Source organism: Methylobacterium sp. P5_C11 (assembly GCF_054049775.1).
This window is the reverse complement of record NZ_JBFULS010000009.1, coordinates 26736-45337: the sequence shown is the minus strand read 5'-3', so window position 1 is coordinate 45337 and position 18602 is coordinate 26736. Positions and strand designations below refer to the sequence as shown.

At 72.0% G+C, this 18602-nt stretch carries 15 protein-coding genes; 13 read left to right on the top strand and 2 right to left on the bottom strand.

Translation table 11 applies throughout. The features are described 5' to 3' along the window. Positions 1-57 precede the first annotated feature (57 nt). Together ACXJKQ_RS07460 and ACXJKQ_RS07455 are read left to right on the top strand one after the other, a co-directional pair. A complete protein-coding gene (locus ACXJKQ_RS07460; protein ID WP_457105132.1) occupies positions 58-432 on the top strand; it encodes a hypothetical protein in 375 nt (124 codons plus the stop codon). 113 nt (positions 433-545) lie between these two features. Then, positions 546-1499, top strand: coding sequence for a DMT family transporter (locus ACXJKQ_RS07455; protein WP_457105131.1), 954 nt, complete (start codon positions 546-548; stop codon positions 1497-1499). A 25-nt stretch (positions 1500-1524) separates the two neighbouring features. Here ACXJKQ_RS07455 and ACXJKQ_RS07450 read toward each other — a convergent pair whose 3' ends face one another. Further along, positions 1525-1794, bottom strand: coding sequence for a hypothetical protein (locus ACXJKQ_RS07450; RefSeq protein WP_457105130.1), 270 nt, complete (start codon positions 1792-1794; stop codon positions 1525-1527). Positions 1795-2127: 333 nt separating this feature from the next. Here ACXJKQ_RS07450 and ileS point away from each other — a divergent pair, with 333 nt between their 5' ends. The 7 genes from ileS to ACXJKQ_RS07415 all read left to right on the top strand — a co-directional run bounded on the left by ileS (position 2128) and on the right by ACXJKQ_RS07415 (position 12111). Beyond that, positions 2128-5094 carry an isoleucine--tRNA ligase gene (ileS, locus tag ACXJKQ_RS07445; protein WP_457105129.1) on the top strand — a complete coding sequence of 989 codons (2967 nt, stop codon included), beginning with the start codon at positions 2128-2130 and terminating at the stop codon, positions 5092-5094. Positions 5095-5347: 253 nt separating this feature from the next. Further along, positions 5348-5863, top strand: a complete 516-nt coding sequence (gene lspA, locus ACXJKQ_RS07440; protein WP_457105128.1) for a signal peptidase II — start codon at positions 5348-5350, stop codon at positions 5861-5863. A 160-nt stretch (positions 5864-6023) separates the two neighbouring features. Next, positions 6024-6686, top strand: a complete 663-nt coding sequence (locus ACXJKQ_RS07435) for a hypothetical protein (protein WP_457105127.1) — start codon at positions 6024-6026, stop codon at positions 6684-6686. A 159-nt stretch (positions 6687-6845) separates the two neighbouring features. Beyond that, positions 6846-8255 (top strand): M16 family metallopeptidase, encoded by a 1410-nt coding sequence (locus tag ACXJKQ_RS07430; protein WP_457105126.1) that lies wholly within the window; start codon positions 6846-6848, stop codon positions 8253-8255. Between the two features lie 107 nt (positions 8256-8362). After that, positions 8363-9658: a M16 family metallopeptidase gene (locus tag ACXJKQ_RS07425; protein WP_457105125.1), complete on the top strand. Its 1296-nt coding sequence runs from the start codon at positions 8363-8365 to the stop codon at positions 9656-9658. A gap of 413 nt (positions 9659-10071) precedes the next feature. Continuing rightward, positions 10072-11022 carry a ring-cleaving dioxygenase gene (locus ACXJKQ_RS07420; RefSeq protein ID WP_457105124.1) on the top strand — a complete coding sequence of 317 codons (951 nt, stop codon included), beginning with the start codon at positions 10072-10074 and terminating at the stop codon, positions 11020-11022. Between the two features lie 315 nt (positions 11023-11337). Next, positions 11338-12111: a ferredoxin--NADP reductase gene (locus ACXJKQ_RS07415; RefSeq protein WP_457105123.1), complete on the top strand. Its 774-nt coding sequence runs from the start codon at positions 11338-11340 to the stop codon at positions 12109-12111. Between the two features lie 199 nt (positions 12112-12310). On the opposite strand, the gene ACXJKQ_RS07410 is transcribed toward ACXJKQ_RS07415, so the two are convergent. Further along, entirely contained in the window at positions 12311-15757 is a 3447-nt protein-coding gene (locus tag ACXJKQ_RS07410; RefSeq protein WP_457105122.1) for a hypothetical protein, read from the bottom strand. 183 nt (positions 15758-15940) lie between these two features. Here ACXJKQ_RS07410 and ACXJKQ_RS07405 point away from each other — a divergent pair, with 183 nt between their 5' ends. The 4 genes from ACXJKQ_RS07405 (at position 15941) to ACXJKQ_RS07390 (ending at position 18561) form a co-directional block, all read left to right on the top strand. Further along, the gene (locus tag ACXJKQ_RS07405; RefSeq protein ID WP_457105121.1) at positions 15941-16408 is read left to right on the top strand and encodes a peroxiredoxin; all 468 of its coding nucleotides are present in this window, start codon (positions 15941-15943) and stop codon (positions 16406-16408) included. A 75-nt stretch (positions 16409-16483) separates the two neighbouring features. Further along, the gene (locus tag ACXJKQ_RS07400) at positions 16484-17710 is read left to right on the top strand and encodes a M23 family metallopeptidase (protein WP_457105120.1); all 1227 of its coding nucleotides are present in this window, start codon (positions 16484-16486) and stop codon (positions 17708-17710) included. A 79-nt stretch (positions 17711-17789) separates the two neighbouring features. Continuing rightward, on the top strand, positions 17790-17936 hold the full coding sequence (locus tag ACXJKQ_RS07395; protein WP_457105119.1) for a hypothetical protein: 147 nt from the start codon (positions 17790-17792) through the stop codon (positions 17934-17936). A gap of 61 nt (positions 17937-17997) precedes the next feature. Continuing rightward, positions 17998-18561 carry a Uma2 family endonuclease gene (locus ACXJKQ_RS07390; protein WP_457105118.1) on the top strand — a complete coding sequence of 188 codons (564 nt, stop codon included), beginning with the start codon at positions 17998-18000 and terminating at the stop codon, positions 18559-18561. Positions 18562-18602 lie beyond the last annotated feature (41 nt).

The window sequence follows — 18602 nt, the reverse complement described above, 5'->3', positions numbered from 1 at the left end:
TGCGTGGGGGCCGGGGATCCGGTTCCGCGTAACCGCGTTCTCTCGGGCCTGACGACCATGCGAGCCCTGCTCACCGGCGGCATCAAGGCGATCCTCGGCATCGCCGCCCTCTCCACCGCCGCCCATTGGACCCTGCGCGTGCAGCGCGACTCGCCGGCGCCGATCCCGGTTGCCGCCAGCATACCCGATCCGGTCGCGACCGGCTCCATCGAGCCGCGGCGGGTCGAGCGTACCGCCTCGCTCGCGCCCGCGCCCGTGACGCCGCCGGTTCCGGTGGCGGCCGCGCGCGCCGCATCGGGGCTCGATCAGTCGCATCTGGCCGCCCTGATCGCCGGGGCGGCGCCGCCGAAGCCGAAGCTCGCCAAGGCGGCGGCCAAGACCGCTTCCGCCGACAAGACCGCCTCCGCCGAGAAGGCCTCGGCCCGGCGCTGAGCCCCGCCCGCGCGGGCCGGCCGTGCCGGCTGCATGGTTCCCCTGCGCGACGGCGGATACCGCGGCTATTCCGGGCGTGGCACGAAAGTGGCCACTACCGAGATTGGTCAGGCATGAGCACGCAGGTCGCGACCTCCGTTCCCGATGACGGCGCCCCGGCACGCGCCGCTCCGGAGGCCGACCTCGCCGGCCGTCGACGGATCGTCGGCATCGCCCTGATGTGCGGGGCGGTCGCGTTCTTCGCGAGCCTGGATGCCTGCGGCAAGACCCTGGCGCGAGCCGGCGTCGACCCGCTGGTCACCACCTTCATGCGCTACGCGGCGAGCGTGGCGATGATCTCGCTGTTCATCAACCCGGTGCGCACGCCGGGTGTCGTCAAGAGCCGGCGCCTGCCCCTGCAGATCGTCCGCTCGCTGCTGCTCTTCGCCTCCACGGCCCTGAACTTCCTGGCGCTGCGGTACCTGCAACTCGCCGAGACGATCTCGATCCAGTTCGCCGCTCCGCTGACGGTGGCACTGCTCGCCGGTCCGCTGCTCGGCGAATGGTCGTCGCGGGCGCGGCTCGCGGTGATCGGGGTCGGCTTCTTGGGCGTGCTGGTGATCGTGCGGCCGGGAATCGGCGGGATGCATCCGGCCGCTCTGCTCTGCGTCGCCAACGTGGTGGTCTACGCCTTCTACGCGATCATCACGCGCAAGCTTGCAGCCTACGACTCGACCGCCACGACCATGTTCTACACCGGGCTCGCGGGGCTCGCGCTGATGGCCCCGCTCCTGCCCTGGATCTGGACGAACCCGGCGAGCCTGACCCACTGGGCGCTGCTGTTCGGGGTCGCGCTGTTCGGGACCCTCGGCCACTGGCTGCTGGTGATGGCCCATGCCCGGGCGCCGGCCAACGTGCTGGCGCCGTTCATCTACACGCAGCTGCTGTGGTCGGTGACGCTGGGCTTCCTCCTGTTCGGCGACGTCCCGAGCCGCTGGACCGTGGCGGGGGCCATGATCGTCGTCGGCTCGGGCCTGTACCTCCTGGCGCAGGAGACGATCCGCCGGGAGGCGCGGCCGGCCGCCTGAGACGGCCCGCCACGGACCGGCTGACTTAGCGGCCGAGACGCTCCTGGCGCTCCATCCGCTCCTCGCGGCGGTTCTCGCGGGCGCGACGGGCCGGATCGGGATCCGTCCCGAGGACGCCGCCGACCGTGCCGGTGGCTGCGCCCACCGCGCCACCGACGACCCCGCCGACCGGGCCGGCCGCGGCCGCACCGTCTTCGGCACCGCGCTGCGCGCCGCGGACCGTGCCCTGGGCCTGCGCGGCCCCCGCGAAGGCGATCGGCGCGAGGGCGAGGGTCGTGATCAGAAGCTTCTTCATGGGTCTGCTCCGGTCGTGCGTTCTGGGACGTCTCCGCGCCGGTTCGGGGCGCGAAGGATGTGCCTGTTCAACGGTTCAGGCGCCGATTGGTCCCATCGGCGGTCACGGGTGCGTGATCCGCGCTGCCGCTGGTCTCGGGCCGGGGCGGCTGATAGAGAACCGTCATGCCCGCTTCGCGCGCCCTGCGCGGCCTTGGCCGCCCGATTCGAATTACCGGCCCGGCCTCCGCCTGAGAGCCCGCTTCGGCGCGGCCGTGCGGAGGTCCGGGATCCTCCTGCCGCCTGACCCGCTGCCGCCGGCCTGCCGCCGGCCCGACCGCCGATGCGAGACCCGATGACCGCCCCCGAGACCGCGCCCGCCCGCGACTATTCCAAGACCCTGTTCCTGCCGCAGACCGAGTTCCCGATGCGCGCCGGCCTGCCGGTGCGCGAGCCGCTGTTCATCGAGCGTTGGAACCAGATGGACCTCTACGGGAAGCTGCGCGCCCGCGGCCAGGGCCGGCCGAAATTCGTGCTCCACGACGGCCCGCCCTATGCCAACGGCAACATCCACATCGGCACGGCACTCAACAAGATCCTCAAGGACGTGGTGGTCCGTTCGCAGACCGCCCTCGGGTTCGACGCCAACTACGTCCCGGGCTGGGACTGCCACGGCCTGCCGATCGAGTGGAAGATCGAGGAGCAGTACCGCGCCAAGGGCCGCAACAAGGACGACGTACCGGTGATCGAGTTCCGGCAGGAATGCCGGACCTTCGCGGCCCAGTGGCTCGACGTGCAGCGCGCGGAGTTCAAGCGGCTCGGCGTCACCGGCGACTGGGATCATCCCTACGCCACGATGGCGTTCCCGGCCGAGGCCGTGATCGCCGACGAGCTGATGAAGTTCTCCATGAGCGGCCAGCTCTATCGCGGCTCCAAGCCGGTGATGTGGTCGGTGGTCGAGAAGACCGCGCTCGCCGAGGCGGAGGTCGAGTACGAGGAGCACGTCAGCGACACGATCTTCTGTGCGTTTCCGATCCGCTCCGGCGCCGCGGGCGACCTCGCGGCGGCCCGGGTGGTGATCTGGACGACAACCCCCTGGACGATCCCCGGCAACCGCGCCGTCGCCTTCTCGAAAAAGATCGCCTACGGCCTGTACCGGATCACCGACGCGCCGGCCGACAACTGGGCGACCCCCGGCCAGACCTACGTGCTGGCCGACAGCCTGGCCGCCTCCGTGTTCAAGGCCGCCCGGGTCGAGGCGTTCGAGCGTGTCGGCGACGTGAGCCCGGCGATGCTCGCCGCCCTCACCCTCGACCATCCCCTGGCCAGGCTCGGCTACGGCTTCGCCGTGCCGATGCTCGACGGCGACCATGTCACCGACGAATCCGGTACGGGCTTCGTCCACACGGCGCCGAGCCACGGCCGCGAGGATTTCGAGCTCTGGATGGCGAGCGGCCGGCTGCTGCGCGAGCGCGGCATCGACCCGACCATCCCCTACACGGTCGATGCCGACAGCGTGCTCACGGAGGCCGCCCCGGGCTTCACCGGCACCCGCGTGCTCACCGCCAAGGGCGAGAAGGGCGACGCCAACAAGGCGGTCATCGCCGCGCTGACGGAGGCCGGGGCACTGGTCGCCCGCGGCGTGCTGCGCCACCAGTACCCGCATTCCTGGCGGTCCAAGAAGCCGGTGATCTTCCGCAACACCCCGCAATGGTTCATCGCCATGGACAGGCCCACGGCGAGCCTGGGCAATCAGACCCTGCGCGAGGTGGCGCTGAAGGGCATCGACGATACCCAGTGGGTGCCGACACAAGGAAAAAACCGAATCACCGGCATGGTCGGCAACCGGCCGGACTGGGTGGTCTCGCGCCAGCGCGCCTGGGGCGTGCCGATCACCGTCTTCGTCCATCGCGAGACGGCCGAGATCCTGAAGGACGCGCGCGTCAACGCCCGGATCCGCGACGCCTTCGCCGCGGAGGGCGCCGATGCGTGGTTCCGGGACGACGCCGCGCAGCGCTTCCTGGCGCCCGACCACGACCCGGAGGCCTACGAGAAGGTCACCGACGTCCTCGACGTCTGGTTCGATTCGGGCTCGACCCACGCCTTCGTGCTGGACGATCCGGAGGCCTTCCCGGGGCTGGCCGGCGTCAGGCGCGTCCGCGACGGCGGGCAGGACCGGGTCATGTACCTGGAGGGCTCCGACCAGCACCGCGGCTGGTTCCAGTCCTCGCTGCTCGAATCCGCCGGCACCCGCGGCCGGGCGCCCTACGACATCGTCCTGACCCACGGCTTCGTGCTCGACGGCAAGGGCCTGAAGATGTCGAAGTCGAAGGGCAACGTCGTCGCGCCGCAGAGCGTCATCAAGGATTCGGGCGCCGACATCCTGCGCCTGTGGGTCGCGGCCTCCGACTACACCGACGACCTGCGCATCGGACCGGAGATCATCAAGACCTTCGCGGAGACCTACCGGAAGCTGCGCAACTCCCTGCGCTGGATGCTGGGCTCCCTCGCCCACCGGGTAAAGGGAGACGACGTGGCCTACAAGGACATGCCGGAGCTGGAGCGGCTGATCCTGCACCGGCTCGCCGAGCTCGACGGCGAGATCCGCGAGGCCTACGCGGCCTTCGACACCAAGCGGGTGGTGGCGCTGCTCAATGGCTTCATGACCGGCGACCTGTCGTCCTTCTACTTCGACGTGCGCAAGGACGCGCTATACTGCGATCCCATCTCCTCGGTCCGCCGCCGGGCGGCCCTCCAGGTGATCGACGAGGCCTTCCGCCGGGTGGCGATCTGGCTCGCCCCGGTGCTGGCCTTCACGGCCGAGGAGGCGTGGCTCGACCGCTACCCGTCCGAGGACGGCTCGGTGCATCTCCAGACCCTGCCGGAGACCCCGGCGGACTGGCTCGACGCCCCCCTCGCGGAGCGCTGGCACAAGATCCGGCGGGTCCGTCGCGTCGTTACCGGCGCCCTGGAGATTGAGCGCGCGGCCAAGCGCATCGGCGCGAGCCTGGAGGCGGCGCCGGAGGTCTACGTCGCGGACGCCGAGCTGCTCGCGGCGCTCGAGGGCTGCGACTTCGCCGATACCTGCATCACCTCTGCCATCACGGTGAGCGCGGGCGAGGGGCCGGCCGAGGCCTTCCGGCTCGACGAGGTGCGCGGCGTCGCGGTGGTGCCGCGCCCGGCCGAGGGCCGCAAATGCGCGCGCTCCTGGCGGGTCAGTCCCAGCGTGGGCGACGATCCGGACTATCCGGACGTGACCCCCCGCGACGCCCAGGCCCTGCGCGAGTGGGACAAGGCGCATCCGGAGGCGAGCGCGGCGTGAGGGCGGTGCTCACCGACGCCGCAGCACCCCCCTCTCGCCGCGTGCGGGGAGAGGCCCGCAGGCACCTTGTCGTGCCTGCGGGAAGCGCAGGCGAAGCCGGAGGGGCGGTGAGGAGGCGAAGCCGGAAGAGGCACGCCCGTCGACGCGCCCTCACCCTCGGCTGCCGCCTCGCCGCGCCGACGACGAGGTCGTCGCGGCCCTCTCCCCGCAAGCGGGGCGAGGGGATTTCTACCCTTGGCCGTGCGGCCGCTGCATGACCCCCTCCCGCGCCGGCCTCTTGGCCCTCCTCCTCACCCTCCTCCTCGACCAAGCCTCCAAGCTCGGCCTCTATTTCGGCACCGATCTCGTCCTGACGCAGCCCTGGCGAATGGCGCCGTTCGTCGACTTCGTGGTGGTCTGGAACCGGGGCGTGTCCTACGGCCTGTTCCAGCAGGAGAGCGGGTTCGGCCGTTGGCTCCTCGTCGCCCTGTCGCTCGCCGCCGCCCTCGGCCTCGGGCTCTGGATGCGACGGGCGGGCTCGCGGCTCCTCGCGGTGGCGCTGGGCCTCATCGTCGGCGGGGCGCTCGGCAACGCCATCGACCGGGCCGCTTACGGGGCGGTGTTCGACTTCGTCCACCTGCATGCCGGTGGCTGGTCCTGGTATGTGTTCAACGTCGCCGATGCGGCGATCGTGGCCGGCGTGATCGGCCTGATCCTCGACAGCCTGTCCCCGGCCGGCCGCACGGCACGGAGGGATCCGGCTGCGGGCGACACGGCGCCGCGTCTGTGATCCGCGCAACACACAGGTCCGCCTGCATCCCCGCCCTGGCGCGACGTGGCCAAGGCGCCATACGATCGCCGGAAACCGGTCCCAGGCCGGGACCTGTCGGATCAGGCCGCGCCGCGGTCATCCCAGAACCGGACGCGCCGTCCGGAATCCGTGAGGCAGCATGACCGGGCATCGCAGGCTTCGTCCCCTCCTCTCCGCCGCGGTCGCCCTGGCTCCGCTCTGCGCCGGCCCCGCGCTGGCCCAGGAGCGCGGAGAATTCATGCGCGACGCCCTGTCGGGCATCGGCCTCCTGGAGAAGCGCCAGGATCCGATCGACTACCACGAACGGCCGCCCCTGGTGATGCCGCCCAAGCTCGACGGGAAGGCCCTACCCCAGCCGCGGGCGCGCTCCACCAGCACCGCCTGGCCTAAGAATCCCGAGATCGTCGAGCGCGAGCGCGCCGCTGTCGAACGGCGCAATCCCAGAGGGGCGCAGGCCCAGGGCCGCTACGACGACAACAACGCCACGCTCTCCGTGGACGAGATGCGCAGCGGACGCCGGGCCGGGGCGGGCCTGGTGACCAGCCCCGAGCGCAAGCCCGGCGACAACAACCGCGACGACAGCCTGCTCAGCCCCTTCGACCTGCTCAAGGGCAAGAGCGCCAACGCTGAGCCTTCCGACATCGAGCCGAGCCGCGACACCCTCACGGATCCGCCCACCGGCTACCGGCAGTCGCCGAAGCAGCTGGTCCGTCCGCCCTCGAGCGATCCGATCAACAACGCCAGCCGCGAACGCGAAGAGGCGGATCCCGGCGCGTATCTCCGTCAGCGCGCGCAGCAGTGACGGGGGCGCCGTGTCGCCGTTGCAACGGCGCTGCGGCATGGCAACATGAGATCATCGTCCCGGTGCGGTTCTTGCGCGCCGGCGACCAGGACGGCCCCGATCCGCGCACGCGTCCCGACGCGAGACGCTGCGGCCCGGGGCCGGCAGAAGGAAAGCGGAATGCACCTGTTCAGGAAGGCGACGCCCCAACTTTTCCCGCTGCGTCCGGGCCAGTCCTTCGGCGGCAGCGCCGGCCGGGGCGAGGCCGCGCCGTTCGGGCGTTCCGAGGCGGGCGGGCCGGAAGTGACGGCCTTCACCCTCGACAACGGCCTCGACGTGGTGGTCGTCCCCGATCACCGGGCGCCCGTCGCCACCCACATGATCTGGTACCGCAACGGCTCGGCCGATGATCCGCTGGGCCAGTCGGGCATCGCCCACTTCCTCGAGCACCTGATGTTCAAGGGCACCGAGAAGCACCCGGTGGGGGCCTTCTCCAAGGCGGTGTCGGGTCTGGGCGGCCAGGAGAACGCGTTCACCAGCTACGACTACACGGCGTATTTCCAGCGGGTCGCCCGGGATCACCTCGGCACCATGATGGCGTTCGAGGCCGACCGCATGAGCGGCCTTGTCCTCGACGACGCCGTCGTCGCCCCCGAGCGCGACGTCGTGCTGGAGGAGCGGCGCATGCGGGTCGAGACCGACCCCTCCGCCCAGCTCTCCGAGGCGATGGCCGCCGGCCTGTTCGTGCACCATCCCTACGGCATCCCGATCATCGGCTGGATGCACGAGATCGAGGGCCTGAACCGCGAGCACGCGCTGGCCTATTACAAGCGCTTCTACACCCCCGAGAACGCCATCCTGGTGGTGGCCGGCGACGTGACCCCGGACGAGGTGCGTCGCCTCGCCGAGGACACCTACGGCCGCGTGACGCCCCAGGGTGCCCGGCCCGAGCGCCTGCGGGCGCGGGAGCCGGAGCCGAAGGCCCTGCGCCGCGTCGCCGTCGCCGACCCGAAGGTCGAGCAGCCGACGCTGCAGCGGCTCTACCTGACCCCGTCCTGCATCACCGCCCGCGACGGCGGCTGCCACGACCTCGAGCTCCTCGCCGAGGTGTTGGGCGGCGGCTCGACCTCGTACCTCTACCGCAAGCTGGTCATGGAGACCGGTCTCGCGGTGAATGCCGGCGCCTGGTACATGGGCTCGGCGATCGACGACACCCGCTTCTCCGTCTACGCCGTGCCCGCCGAGGGCGTGCCCCTGGAGAAGCTGGAGGAGGCCGTCGACCGGGTGCTGCGCCGCGCGCCGTCGGAGGCCCTCGACGCCGAGGCGATCGAGCGCGCCAAGACCCGCCTCGTGGCCGAGACCGTCTACTCCTCCGACAGCCAGTCGTCGCTGGCGCGCATCTACGGTTCGGCGCTGGCGATCGGCGAGACCATCGAGGAGGTCCGCCGCTGGCCGACCGACATCGAGGCGGTGACGCAGGACCGCCTGAAGACCGCCGCCGAGCGCTGGCTGACGCCGGCCCGCTCGGTGACCGGCTACCTGACCAAGGCGCAGGATCCGGACGCCCCGGTCGCGATGGCCGCCGAGTAGCCCCCGGCGCGTCCCGCCCGGCCCCTCGGAGGGCCGGAACGGGGCGTGTGCCGAACGGGAGCCCTGGCCCGCTCCGCCGTCGCCCGAGAAAGAGACACGAGGTTCCCATGAGCTTGGCCGAGACTCTGGTCGAGACCGCCGCCCCCGCCGCTAACTCGCCCACGACGGCGCTGCCGGTGACGACCGCCCCCGGCATCGAGGCGTGGCACGTCGAATCCCCCGTGGTGCCGATGATCGCCCTGGCCTTCACCTTCGAGGGCGGTGCCGCCCAGGACCCGGAGGGCAAGGCCGGCTGCGCCCAGATGCTGGCGCGGCTCCTCGACGAGGGGGCGGGCGACCTCACCTCCGACCTGTTCCAGGAGCAGCTCGCCGCCCGGGCGATCGAATTATCGTTTCATGCCGGAGCCGACGCGGTCGGTGGCTCGCTGAAGATGCTCGTCAAGCACGCCGACGAGGGCATCGCCCTCCTGGCCCTGGCGCTGGCCAAGCCTCGCCTCGACCCCGACGCGATCGAGCGGGTGCGCGGCCAGATCGTCGCCGGCCTGCGCTACCAGCAGAACGATCCGGGCGTCCTCGCCTCCCGCCGCTTCTTCACGGAGGCGTTCGCCGGCCATCCCTACGCCCGCCCCTCCTCCGGCACCGTGGAGAGCGTCGCGGCGATCACCCGGGACGACCTGCTGGCGATGCATGCCCGCATCATCGGCCGCGGCCGGGTGAAGGTCGCGGCGGTCGGCGCCATCGGCGCCGAGCAGCTGGCCGAGGGCCTCAACCGCGCCTTCGGCGCCCTGCCGGAGGCCGGGGCGCTGACGGCGGTGCCACGGACGGAGGTCCAGGATCTCGGCCGCCGCATCGTCGTCGACCTCGACGTGCCCCAGTCGGTGATCCGGTTCGGCATGGCCGGCGTGCCCTGGCGCGACCCGGACTTCATCCCGGCCTACGTGCTGAACCACATCCTGGGCGGCGGCGCCTTCACGTCCCGCCTGTTCCAGGAGGTGCGTGAAAAGCGCGGGCTGGCCTACTCGGTGGGGACCTCGCTGGTCAGCCACCGCTCGGCCGCGATGACCTGGGGCTACACCGCCACCAAGAACGAGCGCGTTGGCGAGGCCCTCTCGGTGATCGGCGACGAGATTGGCCGGCTCATCGCGGACGGGCCGGACGACGACGAGCTGCAGAAGGCCAAGGACTACCTGACCGGCTCCTACGCCCTCGGCTTCGACACCTCGACCAAGATCGCCCACCAGCTGGTGCAGATCGCCTTCGAGGAACTGGGCATGGACTACATCGCGCGCCGCAACGCCATGGTGGCGGCCGTGACCCAGGCGGACATCCGCCGCGCCGCCGCCCGTACCTTCGCGGACGGCCGGATGCTGGTCGTCGCCGCCGGCCGGCCGGTCGGGCTCTGAGGGGCGGGCCGCGCGTCCCAGGGCGCGCGGCCGTCTTTTCAGGCGCAGCGGACCGCGTATGGGGCGCCCGTCGTTCGGCGCCCCGCCGCCCGCGATGACGTCGAGGGCCGCATCGACCGAAGGCTTCGACCGGTGACCGTAGAGCCCTGAAGCCATCGACGGCTTCGGCGGCGATGGGACCGGGGGCCGTGGTTTCGCCATCTGGCCCGCAGGTCGCCGCCTCCGGACCCCGCGCGGGGCGCAGCCGACCCAGACGGCCGACGCCGGGATGTCGAACCGGTCGGTGCAGGCGTCGTTCGGGCTCCCACGCGCCCCGGCCGGGCGACACCGGCTCCGTTCCGCGACGGCGCCGTCCTCGCAACGGCGCTGCGGATCCTTACCTGAGGCGCATCGGCGTCAGACCCGGGATCGACATGCAGCTCACCGGCATCCACCACCTCACCGCGGTGACCGCCCGCGCGGCCGAGAACGTCGCGTTCTACACGGGCACGCTCGGCCTGCGCCTCGTGAAGAAGACGGTGAACCAGGACGACGTCTCGGCCTATCACCTGTTCTATGCTGACGGGCTCGCGAGCCCCGGGACCGACATCACCTTCTTCGACTGGCCGGCGCCCCGGGAGCGGCGCGGATCGAACAGCATCACGCGCACGCATCTGCGCGTGCCCGGCGAAGGCGCGCTGGCCTGGTGGCATGCCCGGCTGCGCGAGGCCGGGATCGTCGCGGCGGAGCCCACCGCCCGCGACGGACGCCTGACCCTCGATTTCGAGGATCCGGAAGGCCAGCGCCTCGCCCTCGTGGACGATGGGGGCACCGGGCCGGAGCACCCCTGGGACGGCTCACCCGTGCCGGCGGCCTACCAGATCCGCGGTCTCGGGCCGATCCGCCTCGCCGTGCCGGACCCGGACCGCACCGCGGCGGTGCTGACCGCGGTGCTCGGCCTGCGCCGGGTGCGCGCCTTCGAGACGCCGGAAGGACCCGTGGCCGTTTACGCCATGGGTGATGGCGGCCCCGCCGCGGAGGTCCAGCTCCAGGCCGACCCCTCCCCGCCGGCCCGGCAGGGGGCCGGCGCCGTCCACCACGTCGCCTTCCGCATCCCGGACGCGGATTACGAGGCGTGGGCCGACCGGCTCCGGGCGGCGCGGGTGCCGACCAGCGGGCCGGTGGACCGCTACTACTTCCGCAGCCTGTACTTCCGCGAGCCCAACGGCATCCTGTTCGAGATCGCCACGGACGGCCCTGGCTTCACCGCCGACGAGCCCCTGGAGACCCTGGGCGAGCGCCTCGCCCTGCCGCCATTCTTGGAGCCACGCCGGGCCGAGATCGAGGCCGGGCTGAAGCCGCTCCGGCCCGGCCCGGCCGGCTGATCGCACCGGGGGGGCGGCCGGCGGCAACCCTCCCATGTCCGGAGCGGTGCTGCAGACATTCTCCGAGGACGCTAAATATTCGAACGATTCCAGGTCGTTCACTTCTTTCGTGGGTGTGATCCCGGCACGCCTTGACGGGCGTGCTGCAACTGCGAAAGAAGCAGCGCACGTGTGTTTGTCATCCGGATCCGGGCGGGCTCTGTCGCCGAGGATCCACCCCCGCCCGAGCGGGGCGGCGGGGATCCGCCGCACCACGGACCCCGAATCGTCGGGACCGTGAGCCGAGCATCAGAGGATTCGAGGACTGATCCGTCGATGAGCAAGTTCTACGAGGAGCGCGTTCTGTCGGTGCACCACTGGACCGACAATCTGTTCTCGTTCCGCACGACCCGCGATCCGGCGTTCCGCTTCCGCAACGGCGAGTTCACCATGATTGGCCTGGAAGTCGAGGGCCGGCCGCTGCTGCGCGCCTACTCGGTGGTCTCGGCCAATTACGAGGAGGAGCTGGAGTTCTTCTCGATCAAGGTCCAGGACGGCCCGCTGACCTCGAAGCTGCAGCACCTGAAGGTCGGCGACCCGATCATCGTCGGCAAGAAGCCGACCGGCACCCTGGTCCTCGACAACCTCCTGCCGGGCAAGAACCTCTACCTGCTCGGCACCGGCACCGGGCTCGCGCCGTTCCTGTCGATCATCAAGGATCCGGAGGCCTACGAGCGCTTCGAGAAGGTCGTGCTGGTCCACGGATGCCGGCAGGTGCAGGAACTCGCCTACGGCGAGACGATCACCGAGACGCTGCCCCAGCACGAGTTCCTCGGCGAGATGATCTCGAAGCAGCTGATCTACTACCCGACCGTGACCCGCGAGCCGTTCCGTAACCGCGGCCGGATCACCGACCTGATGGTCTCGGGCAAGCTGTTCGAGGATATCGGCCTGCCGGAGATGTCGATCGAGAACGACCGCTTCATGCTGTGCGGCAGCCCCGACATGATCCGCGACACCCGCGAGCTGCTCTCGGGCCTCGGTTACGAGGAGGGCAACCACGGCGAGGCCGGTCACTACGTGATCGAGAAGGCCTTCGTGGAGAAGTAGGCCTTCCCGCCATCCGGCTTCGGTTTCAGCCCGGTGCGGTCCGCCGCGCCGGGCTTTTTCGTGCCCTGTGCCGTCGACGGCGGGAGAGGCCCGCGCGCAAAGCGAGGCAATCCCGCCGGGCGGAGGCCGGCCCCACCGCCGTTGCGCGCCGTCGAGAATCGTCGCAGGCGGCGCGAGATCGGACCGCGGCCGCACCGGCCTATTGTTGCACGCCCGGCAAGCCGTCCGCGAAGGGTCCGCCGCCGGCGCTGAACAGCTTGCGCAGGAAGCCCGGGGCGATCGCCGAGAGCGGGTTCACGCTCACGTCCGGCGCGGCGAGCTTGCCGGAGACGCGGAAATTCACCGCGAACAGGCCCTCGTTGTGGCCGCCGCCGAGCAGCGGCCCGAGGAGCGGCAGCTGCGAGGCGACGTTGTTCAGCCCGTAGAGCGGCACGAAGGTGCCGGTCATGTCGGTGCGCTCGCGGCCGGTATCGAGCCAGCCCGACAGGGTGAAGCCCATGGCGGCGTTCGAGATCGCCGCGTCGCTGAAATCGACGCGGGTGCCGGTGCGGACGAAATTGGCGCGCATGCGGTCGAAGGTGACGTCGCCGGCGCCCCGGCCCGGGGCGACCCGGCGACCGCGGGCCGCGTCCGTTTCGGCCGGCTCCGGCCCCTGCGCCATGATGCTCGACAGGGCCGGCTCGTTGCGCAGGATGAAGTCGCGGATCTGTACGACGCCGGATTGCGGGCCGTCGTTGAGGCCGATCCCGGCCGTGAGCCGCCCGCCATACATCCGCCGGTACACGTCGACGAACCGCAGCGTCGCGCCGGCATCGGCCGTCTCCACCGCGAGGGTCGGCACGCCGCGCTCGCCCCGGGTGACCGTGGCGGCGAAGGGCGAGGTCCGGAAGCGCCCTGAGATGGTGGCGGCGCGCAGCGTCTTCCCGTGCAGGGAGAGTTTCAGGTTGGCGCCGGTCAGGGCCTCCTCGTTGAAGCCGGTAACGATCGGCACCTGGATGTCGGCGTCGATATCCTTCGGGTTCGCGTCCTTCGGCTCGCGGCCGCCCTTCGCCTCGGGGGCGCCCAGCGATTTCAGGAACGGCCGGGCATCGGCCACCGCGCCCCGGACCACGACCTTGTAGCCGCTGCCGGTCCGGTCGAGGCTCACCCGCAGGTCGTCGCCGGGGGACAGCTTGACGCCGGTGAAATCCGCCCGCTCCAGGCCGCCCTCGGGGGTGATCGAGACGCTGCCGCGCGCCGTCGCCGGCCCGGCATCGAAGGTGACGTCGCGCAGCTCCAGGGCCTGGCCGCTGTCGACCAGGGTGAAGCTCAGGCGGCCTGGCTTGCCCGGGGGCTTCGTCAGCCCCGGGACCAGCCCGTCGATCCCGGCCTTGGCTAGATCCGCCTCGACCCGGATCGGCGGCTTGCCGCTGCCAGGTCGGCCGATCGGCACCACGGCGCGGACCGGGATCGTGCCGCTCAGCTGCGGCGCGGTCGGCAGACCCTTGCGGCCCCGGACCGCATCGTCGAGCAGGACGTTGACCACCGCCTCGCCCGGCTGGCCGACCTTGGGCTGGCGCAGGTCCACGGAGATCGGGGCGCCCGCGACCCGGCCGTCGCCCTTGAGCCCGAAGGCGCCGCGGTCGTACGACAGGGAGAACTTGCCGGCCTCCAGCCGGTCCTTGCCCATCACCTTGTCGACCGAGAGGTCGGCCAGGGTTCCGGTCAGGGTCACCGGCAGGTCGGGCAGGTCGGGGATGTGCTTGAGGTCGAGGGGAAAGTCGACCCGCATGTCGGCGCTGCCCTTGATCGTGGCCGGGTCGAGATCGACGCTCATCACGCTCTTGAACAGCTTGGCCTGGAGCACCGAGGCCATCCCGTCGGCACCGCCGGAGAGCCGCATGCCGATCTGCGCCACGACCCGGTCCGGGGTGATCTGCGGGATGACGAAGCTGCCATCCGAGATGGCCAGTCCCCGCCCGTCCGGCCCGTGGACCTCGGCGGTCACGTTGCGCACGGTGGTCGAGCGCCCGGTGATGACGCCGACGACGTTGCCCTTGGTCACCGGCGGCGCGTCGGCGGTGACGTCGATGGCCGCGTCCGAGACGTGGAAGTCGATATGGACCGCATCGTCCGGGGCCGGATCGCCCCGGGTCGCAGCGGCCAGGACCGCACCCGACATCTTCACCTTGATGTCGACGGAATCGACCCGGCCGCGCCGGAGCTGGTCCACCAGGTAGGTGCGGGCCGGCGGCGCGATGTGTTCCGGCCACAGGCGCAGCCCGGTCCGGACCTCGCCGTCATGGCCGACGATGTGGAGGTTGAGGCCGCCATCGTCGGCCGTCGTGCCGATCGTCCCGGTGATCGTGCCCGTCACCCCCGGCGCGGCGAGGTTGAGCGCCTCGATGGCGATGCCGCCGTCGCGGCCTGAGAGCTGCGCCTCCATCGCATCGATCTTCACCGGCGCGTCCTGCGGCGTCGCCCCGCGCAGGATGGCGTCGCGGCTCGCCAGCGTCGCGGTCCAGGTCGTCGGCGCATCCGGGGGGCTCCCCTTCCACGCCCCGGCCAGGTGCACGGCATTCCCGGCGCCGCGATAGTCCAGGCCGGAGAGCGACATCACGCGGCCGGCCTCGTCCCAGTCCAGGGCGGCGTCGACGCTGTCGACCGTGACGGGGTTGAAGTCCTTCTCCTCGATCAGGAACGTGCCGTCGCCGGTGTGGAGCTTGGCGTTCATCGTCGTGATGCGACCGGCCGCGAGGCTGACATCGGCGCGGGCCGAGACCTTGAGGTCCGTGGTCAGCGGCAGGCCGGACTGGCCCGAGAGCAGCAGGAGGTCGGTCACCGGCAGATCGTCCAGGGTGATGACCCCCGAACGCACCTGTCCCTCGCCGCCGTCGCGCAGCGCGCCGCCGAAACGCCATTCCCCGTGCGGCCCGTCGAGCCGCAGCTCGAAATTGCGCGTGCCGTTGACCGGATCGCGCCCGAACAGCCCGTTGACCCGCGCGAACACCGCGCGCTCGTGGCCGTCCTCGTCGATCAGCCGCAGCCGCGCGTCGGTGACGCGGGCGCGGTCGAGGGCGCCGACCACGCCGCCCGGATCGAGGACGACCCCGAAGATCGACGCGATGGCGGCCGAGAGCGGCGAGACGGTGCCCCGCACCCCGTCCACGCTCGGCGGCGTGTGCGGGGCGACATCGACCGGATGGTTGGCCTCCGAGGCGGCGAAGGCGATGGAGCCGTCCCGGTGCAGCAGCGCGGTGGTCTGCGTCTCGCGGAACTCGATGGAGCGGGGCTGGAGGTTGAGCCGCAGGAGGCCCCAGAGATCGAGGCTGACGAGCGCCAGGGGCGCGCGCACCACGAGGTCGCCCTGCGGGTTGCGGATGTCGAGGCCGGAGAAGCGCAGGCTCAGTGCGTTCTCGCGGTCGAGTTCCAGGCTGCTGCCGCGGATCCCGATGCTCCAGCCGGGGCCGATCCGCTCGGCGACCGCGGCCGCGACGCGCCGCGACAGGCCATCGATCTGCAGCGGCCCGTTCGACAGGCGCAGGGCCACGAGCCCGATCCCGCCGCCGAGGAGCAGCACCAGCGCGAGGGCGCTCGCGAGGCAGACGCCACCCACGCGCCGCGCCCTCCCCCGAGGCCTGCATGCCGACGTTGTCTCGTCCGCCATCGGGACCTTTGTTCCGGGGTCTCTGCGCGCGGCGCCCTCGGGCACCGCGGCCGGTGGATTGAAGCGCGTCCGCGCTTTACAGCGGCCGCGACTCCGGGCTTGGCTCGGACGTGCGCGGCGCAATCGCTCGGGGCCGCGCCCGAGATCAGTTGCACATCATCAATCGGCCGAAAGGAAGGCACGATGCCGCTGTCAGAGGGGGAACGCGCGCCCGATTTCGACCTGCCCGCCTCCGGCGGAGGGCGTATCGGACTGTCCGCGCTCAAAGGTCACAAAGTCGTGCTCTACTTCTACCCGAAGGACGACACGAGCGGCTGCACCCTGGAGGCCCAGGACTTCAACGGTCTGCTGCCGGCCTTCGCGGAGACCGACGCCACGGTGATCGGCCTGTCGCCGGATCCGGTGAAGAGCCACGACAAGTTCTGCGCCAAGTACGGGCTGACCTTCCCGCTCGCCGCCGACGAGGACAAGGGCGTGCTCGAAGCCTACGGCGTCTGGGTGGAGAAGAGCATGTACGGGCGCAAGTACATGGGCGTGGAGCGCACCACCGTGCTGGTCGACCGCGAGGGGCGCATCGCGAGGATCTGGCCGAAGGTGAAGGTCCCGGGCCACGCCGAGGCCGTGCTGGCCGCCGCCCGCGCCCTGCCCTGACCGGCCGCTGCCCGGGCGCGACGGATCCTTAACCCTACTGGGGTCTGAATGGCGGCTCCCCCCGGGGCCGTCCCGATGCATCCTCAGACCTTGCTTTCGCGCTCCCGGCCGCACAGGGCCGCCGCCTGGCTCGCCGCCGGCCTGGCTCTGTCGCTGGTCTGGGCGTCCGGTGCCACCTACCTGATCGTGTTCCACGACGACGTGCTCGCGGGCTTCGTCGCGCGGCAGACGGCCCTGCGTGACGCCTACGAGACGCGCATCGGCGAGCTGCAGGACCGCCTCGACCATGACCGGGACGACCGGGCCGGGAGCGAGGCGGGCTTGGCCGATCGGGTCGCGGCCGCCCTGGCGCACCAGGCCGAGCTGGAACGGCGCATGGCAGCCCTCGCCGGCCTCGAACGGCAGGCCCAGACCGACCCCCTGACCACCGACCCCCTCACGACCGGCGCGCTGCCCGATCCGTTCGACGCGCCGCCAGATTCGGTCCAAGACGGGCTGCTCCTGCGTCCGTCCGGGGACGCAGCCGCGGAGCGGCCCACCACCCATCCCCTGCCCCGCCGCAGCGCCCGCGAGGTGGAGACTGGGCTGATCCGGCTCGCGGCGCGCCTCGAGGGCGTGCAGGCGGCGCAGGGCGAGCGCCTTGCCCATCTCGGCGCCCGCGCCGGCGACGCGGTGCGGCGGCTGCGCGGGCTGATCGGCCGCACCGGCCTCGATCCGGACCGCTTCGACACCCCGGCCCCGGCCGCGGGTCTCGGCGGGCCGCTGGTCCCCCTGGACGGTCGCGTCCTGGACGGCGCCGGCTTCGCGGAGGGCCTCGCCCTGGCGCGGCGGACGCTCGACGACGGCCAGCGCCTGCGCCGCCTCGCCGCCACCCTGCCCCTGGGCCGGCCGATCCGCGGGGCCTCGACCGTGTCGAGCCCGTTCGGCACGCGGCTCGACCCCTTCACCCGGGGATTCGCCCTGCATACCGGGCTGGACCTGAAGGCGGAGTACGGCGAGCCCGCCCGCGCCACCGCGCCGGGCCGGGTGGTTACCGCCGAGGCTGCGGGCGGGTACGGCAACATGGTCGAGATCGACCACGGTCACGGCCTGACCACCCGGTTCGGTCATCTCGCCCGTATCGCGGTGCGCCCCGGGCAGCGCGTGGCCGCGGGCGACGTGATCGGCGCCGTCGGCTCGACGGGGCGCTCCACCGGGGCGCACCTGCATTACGAAACCCGCATCGACGGCGAGCCGGTGGATCCGCAGCGGTTCCTGGAGGCCGGCGCGACCGTCGTGGCGGCCCGGCTCGGCGTCGACTGAGCCCGTCTCCGGGATGGCCGCGCCGTGAGCCTCTCCCGGTCGCGATCGGGGCCGCCATGGCCTCCGGTCCCGCCTGATCGTGGACCCGATCGCATCTCGGATCGCGGTCCGGCGCGCGGATGTGGGCTGGACGATGCGGGTCGCCGGACCGGACGACGCGATCGCCCGTCCGGAGCGCGGGGGCGCCCTGCGGCGAGGCGACGCCCGCGCCCGGGTGGCCGTCTGAGCCGGTGCTGTTGCGGGCGGCCGGCCCGGTGCTACCATCGGGTCGAGATCGGGGATCGGCGATGGCTCTGGCCGCGAAGCACGACGTGCGGATGGATGTGTCCGAGTTCAGGCTCTGGATGGAGAGCCGGCCCGAGCACGAGCGCTGGGAGCTGCTCGACGGCGAGCCGATGCTGATGGCGCCGCCGCGGGAGCGGCATCAGGCGATCGCCGCCAACTTGATCCGCCGAATCGGCGATCTCGCTGACGGCAGGGGCTGCCGCGCCCTGCCGGGTCTCGGGATCCTCAGCGCCGCCATGGACGATTTCGCGCCGATCCCCGACGTGGTGGTGCGGTGCGGGCCGCTGCTGCCGGAGGGCTACGCCGCGGATCCGCTCCTCGTCGCCGAGGTGCTCTCGCCCTCGACCATGAGCCTCGACCGCGGCCGCAAGATCGACTTCTACCGGACCGTGCCGAGCCTCGCGGTGCTGCTGATCGTCTATTCCGACGAGGCGCGGGTCGAGGTCTGGCGGCGCGCGGGGGACGACTGGAGCGTCGCGGCCCTCGGGCTCGACGGCACCCTGTCGCTGCCGGAACTCGACGGCGCGGTACCGGTGCGCGACATCTATCGTGGCCTCGCCTTCTGACCGCCCACACCCCACCTCATCGAACGGCGACGCATCAAGGC